This window comes from Bacteroidota bacterium (genome assembly GCA_039714315.1).
Classification (GTDB): domain Bacteria; phylum Bacteroidota; class Bacteroidia; order Flavobacteriales; family JADGDT01; genus JADGDT01.
Genome location: JBDLJM010000184.1, coordinates 1 through 4,876 on the forward strand (window position 1 = coordinate 1; position 4,876 = coordinate 4,876).

General features: G+C 34.7%; 3 protein-coding genes and 3 tRNA genes. 4 read left to right on the forward strand and 2 right to left on the reverse strand.

Annotation, left to right across the window (positions count from 1 at the left end; genetic code table 11):
• Nucleotides 1-51: 51 nt before the first annotated feature.
• Together ABFR62_12955 and ABFR62_12960 are read right to left on the reverse strand one after the other, a co-directional pair.
• On the reverse strand, nucleotides 52-852 hold the full coding sequence (locus tag ABFR62_12955) for an ABC transporter permease subunit (protein MEN8139332.1): 801 nt from the start codon (nucleotides 850-852) through the stop codon (nucleotides 52-54).
• A 2-nt stretch (nucleotides 853-854) separates the two neighbouring features.
• The gene (locus ABFR62_12960; protein MEN8139333.1) at nucleotides 855-1,748 is read right to left on the reverse strand and encodes an ATP-binding cassette domain-containing protein; all 894 of its coding nucleotides are present in this window, start codon (nucleotides 1,746-1,748) and stop codon (nucleotides 855-857) included.
• Nucleotides 1,749-1,927: 179 nt separating this feature from the next.
• On the opposite strand from ABFR62_12960, the gene ABFR62_12965 reads away from it, so the two are divergent.
• The 4 genes from ABFR62_12965 to ABFR62_12980 all read left to right on the forward strand — a co-directional run bounded on the left by ABFR62_12965 (nucleotide 1,928) and on the right by ABFR62_12980 (nucleotide 4,792).
• Nucleotides 1,928-3,991 carry an HDIG domain-containing metalloprotein gene (locus ABFR62_12965; GenBank protein ID MEN8139334.1) on the forward strand — a complete coding sequence of 688 codons (2,064 nt, stop codon included), beginning with the start codon at nucleotides 1,928-1,930 and terminating at the stop codon, nucleotides 3,989-3,991.
• A gap of 173 nt (nucleotides 3,992-4,164) precedes the next feature.
• Nucleotides 4,165-4,251: transfer RNA gene (locus tag ABFR62_12970), tRNA-Ser, on the forward strand.
• Nucleotides 4,252-4,552: 301 nt separating this feature from the next.
• Nucleotides 4,553-4,626 (forward strand) — tRNA-Arg (locus tag ABFR62_12975).
• 91 nt (nucleotides 4,627-4,717) lie between these two features.
• Nucleotides 4,718-4,792, forward strand: a tRNA-Pro gene (locus ABFR62_12980).
• Nucleotides 4,793-4,876 lie beyond the last annotated feature (84 nt).

The window sequence follows — 4,876 nt, forward strand, 5'->3', positions numbered from 1 at the left end:
TCTTTCCTGCCTGACTGAGTCACGCAGGCAGGTATCTTTAGCCTTGAATACCTATAAATCCCTCTTCTTAACAATATAATACGAGAGGTAGATAAAAATAACAGTATAACCCAAAGTTATAAATACATCAGTTAGATCTACTGAACTATATGTAATGTTTCCAAAAACTTTATCGGCATTGGTAATCCTGGTGAAGGGTTCGTGAATTAGGTTCGACATTGCTTGCAGGGGAAGTATTCTATCCCAGCCTTCGGGAAGAACCTTATATTTCATTAGTGGTTCTATAATTGCTGCCCAAATAAAAAGTGTTGCCAATGAAAAACCGGTTTTCTTAACAAAGAATGCTATAAGCATAACCATCGAAAAGAATGCAACAAGTTTCAGGAAATAGGCAAAAATAAATGATGATTTCATTATGATTATATCCGGCTCAAGGAATGAAGACTGGGTTAAGCCGATTATCATAATAATGGCAAAAACAAAAAGAGTTGATATTCCTGCCAAAACCATCATCATTAATACTTTCGATGCTATAAACTCTTTTTTGCTCAAACCGTCTATCAGGTTTTGTCGTAATGTACGGTACTGATACTCATTAGTGATGAAAGTGATGATAATTATAGCGAGAATAATTTTAAAAAATGCGGCTATATAAGTTATGTTTTGCCAAATGTTAGGGAAATCAAATACGCCTATATCACCAAAGTTCATATTTATACTTTCAATGTCTACTCCAACACTCCCAATGATCCATGCAAAGCCGGCCAGTGCCAGAAAGTAAAAAAATGTGAATATAAAAAAGGCGTTATTTGTTTTAAGTTTTCTGTATTCTATACTTAATAATCGTAGCATGCTTATTTACCGTTAGTGATTTCTAAAAATTTGTCTTCGAGGCTCTGTGTTTTTATTACCAGATGAGAAGGGAAAATATTATTTTCGAATAAATATTTGTTCATTTCTTCGCCCGAAACATTTTCTATTATTTCTGCTGTTACCTGACCACCTTTTATTTCAATAGTTCCAAGTTTTGGATGTTTTGATAGAATTTCCTGTAGTTCAGAGAGGTTTTCTGATTTTACTTCTATGAATCCGTTATTTTTGTTTACCGATTTTATATCACCCGAAAACAGAATTTTACCTTCTTTCAATACCACTACATGCGAACAGACTTTTTCAACTTCATCCAGCAGGTGAGAGGCAAGTAATATTGTGGTTCCCTGTTCCGCAATTTCTGTAATTAAGTTTCTTATTTCGGCAATTCCCTGTGGATCTAAACCGTTTGTCGGCTCGTCCAAAACAAGTACTTCAGGGTTGTTTAGAAGAGCTGAGGCTATAGCCAGACGCTGTTTCATCCCCAGTGAGTATGTTTGAAACTTATCGTTTTTTCTTTCGTACAGGTTTACAAGTCGAAGTTTTTCTTCAATTAAGTCGTAACTGACCTCTTTTATATCGGCAACCAGTTTTAAATTTTCCTCACCGGTCATATACGGATAGAAATTGGGGTTTTCCAATAATGCTCCGATTCTTTTTAGGTGTTTATGTGAGGGTTGTTGAGAAAACCAAAAGTATTCACCCTCTGTTCTGTTTATAATGCCAAGGATTATCCCCAATGTTGTGGTTTTACCGCTTCCGTTTGGACCTAAGAGGCCATAAACGTTCCCTTTTTTTATTTCGAAACTCACATTATTAATAGCGTATTTGGAGCCATACTTTTTGGAGAGTTCTTTTATAGATAATACTGTTTCCAAGTTGATTTGTGTTAAATTTAAGTCAATTATTAGTGAGATATTATTTCTAAAGAGACGAATATAATTTAAAATTGTAACATATCATTGATTAAAATTTTAGTTCATTAGTTATATTTATTTAAGTTTGTGTGAGAGTTTATACTAAAATACTCTCAACCCTATCAAACTATTGAAAGTTTATGAAGCAAAAGATAGATAATGCATTTAGGTACAATAATACAATTTACAGAGTTATTGTACTGCTAATAACAATATCACTGATTACTTATTGGATGCCAAAAGGAGGACAATTCGATTTTGAATATCAACAGGGGAAACCATGGTTATTCGAAGACTTGTTAGCGCCTTTTGATTTTGCAATATCCAAGTCGGATGAAGAGTTGAAATCTGAGGTTAATGAGGTTAAGGCTAAATCGAAGTTATATTTTGTATATGATGAAAAGATCAGTAACAATGTATTTGAAAACTTTAAAATTAAAATAGACAGATTAGGGAGTGAGAGAGCTTTTGAAGGTAAATACCTTAAAAGGATGTTGAAGTTTGGTGAGGAGCAACTTCAAACAGTTTACCAGTTTGGGATATTGGCAAAAGACGAAACTCTTAAAGTACCTAATAAAAAGCGTAAAGTAATATTGCTGAAAGACAATATAGCCAATGATATAAGTTTTGAAAATTTCCATACAATCAATTCGGCTCTTCAATATATAGATCAACGCATATATTTTTCGGAATTTGTAGATGATAAGGCTTTTTTTGATGAGATATTTATAGGGGTCTTACAACAAAATGTTCAATACGATGCCAGCAAGACCCAGACAGGAATGGAGGAGGAGATAAGCAAGATTTCTCAGACCAGAGGTTTTGTGGCACAAAATACGAGAATAATTTCGAAGGGAGATATAGTTGAAGGCGAAGCCCTGAATAAACTTAACAGCCTAAAGGCCGAGTATGAGTCGAAAGTGCTTAGTGAAAGAGATTATATATGGATTACTATAGGTCATGTTATTAAAGTTTCGGTATTATTAATAATGCTACTGCTTTTTCTGTTTCAGTTCAAGCATGATGTTTTTGATGATAATAACAAAACATCGTTTGTATATCTTAATTTATTGATGATGGTTGGGATGGCTGCAATGGTAATTCATTATGAGCCAAAGCTTATTTATATTGTACCGGTAAGTATAGTTCCGATTGTTCTAAAATCATTTTTCGATTCAAGGCTGGGTTTAATGACACATATTATTGTTGTTCTTCTGATAGGTTTTATGGCTCCCAATCCTTTTGAATACAGTTTTATACAAATTTCAGCGGGTATAGTAACAGTGTTAACCGTATCAACCGATCACAGGCGTGCCAGTATGTTTATTTCGGTTGGACAGATTACCATGATTTACTTTATAACTTATTTTGCCTATTCAATTTCCCAAACAGGAAGTCTGACAGGACTTAACTACATGAACTTCTTATTTTTTGCAATAAATGGATTATTGACTCTTTTTTCACAGCCATTGATTTATTTGTACGAGAAAAGTTTTAAGCTTGTTTCTGATGTATCCTTACTGGAATTGTCCGATACAAATAGTGAACTGATGAAAATGTTGAGCGATAAAGCACCGGGAACCTTTCAACATTCGTTGATGGTAGCAAATATTGCCGAGTCGGCTGCAAACGAGATTGGAGCTAATGCACGATTAGTGCGTACTGGAGCCTTGTATCACGATATCGGAAAAATGAATAATCCCTTATTTTTTATAGAAAATCAGCAAACACATGTTAATCCACATGATGAATTAGATCCTAAAGAGAGTGCCAATATTATTATTAATCATGTGTTGGATGGGATTGAAATAGCTAAGAAGTACAATATTCCGGACAGGATTATTGATTTTATCAGGACTCATCATGGAGCATCAATGGTCTATTATTTCTATAAACAGTATGAAGAAACTTCGAATGATACATTGTTGAGTGATAAGTCTTTTAGATATCCGGGACCAATACCATATTCGAAGGAAACAGCCATACTGATGATGTCTGATGCTTTGGAGGCTGCATCCAGAAGTTTAAAAAGCTATGATTCAAAGTCTATTGGCGGATTAGTTGATAAGATTGTTTCAAAGCAAATGGAAGAAGGCCAGTTTTTAAATTCTAATATTACTTTCCGTGAAATAGAAATGGTGAAACGGGTAATCACTAAAAAACTCCTTAATATTTACCACGCAAGGATCGAATACCCTGATTAAATAAGGTGTTTACGTTTTTTTTTACTATGTAAATATGTGTTAATGAGATTGCTGAAAAAAAGCTTGTAAAAAAGTACTAATATTGTTTGCACAGTATTAAAACACGCGTTACATTTGCACTCGCAAAAACAAAGAAACAGAGTTCTTAAAAATACTGAATAAATAAAGAAATTGGAAAGGTGGCTGAGTGGCTGAAAGCGGCACCCTGCTAAGGTGTTATACTCGCAAGGGTATCGGGGGTTCGAATCCCCCTCTTTCCGCAAATCTTTTTTTAGTTGAGATTTTAGTTTTAAGAAGCGTAGAAAGTTCACTTTCTTAAACTTCGTAAACTAAAAGATCGAAAAAAGATTTGATTCAATAAGGAAATGTTAGGATATGTAATCCCCCTCTTTCCGCAAATCTTTTTTTAGTTGAGATTTTAGTTTTAAGAAGCGTAGAAAGTTCACTTTCTTAAACTTCGTAAACTAAAAGATCGAAAAAAGATTTGATTCAATAAGGAAACCAAGGGATCGCGTAGCAATCCCCATCCTTAAAGAAATTTCTTAATTTATTACATGGTCAGGTCACGTAGCTCAGCTGGATAGAGCATCTGCCTTCTAAGCAGACGGTCACAGGTTCGAATCCTGTCGTGATCACAGATAAATGAAATAAAGTTTACTTTAATTTCATTTTCAAGATGGACGACAAAGGTTGCTTTAGCAATCCTGTCGTGATCACTACACCATTCGGGGTGTAGCGTAGCCCGGTTATCGCGCCTCGTTTGGGACGAGGAGGCCGCAGGTTCGAATCCTGCCACCCCGACAAAACACAATCCCTTTTGAACTTTGTTCAAAAGGGATTTTTTGTTTCCAAAAGTGTCGAAAGCTCGCTTTCGTAAAACTTTTG

Excerpts from the sequence above, each read along its gene's own strand:
- ABFR62_12955 (MEN8139332.1), bottom strand. The coding sequence starts at position 852 with ATGCTACGATTATTAAGTATAGAATACAGAAAACTTAAAACAAATAAC.
- ABFR62_12965 (MEN8139334.1), top strand. The coding sequence starts at position 1,928 with ATGAAGCAAAAGATAGATAATGCATTTAGGTACAATAATACAATTTAC.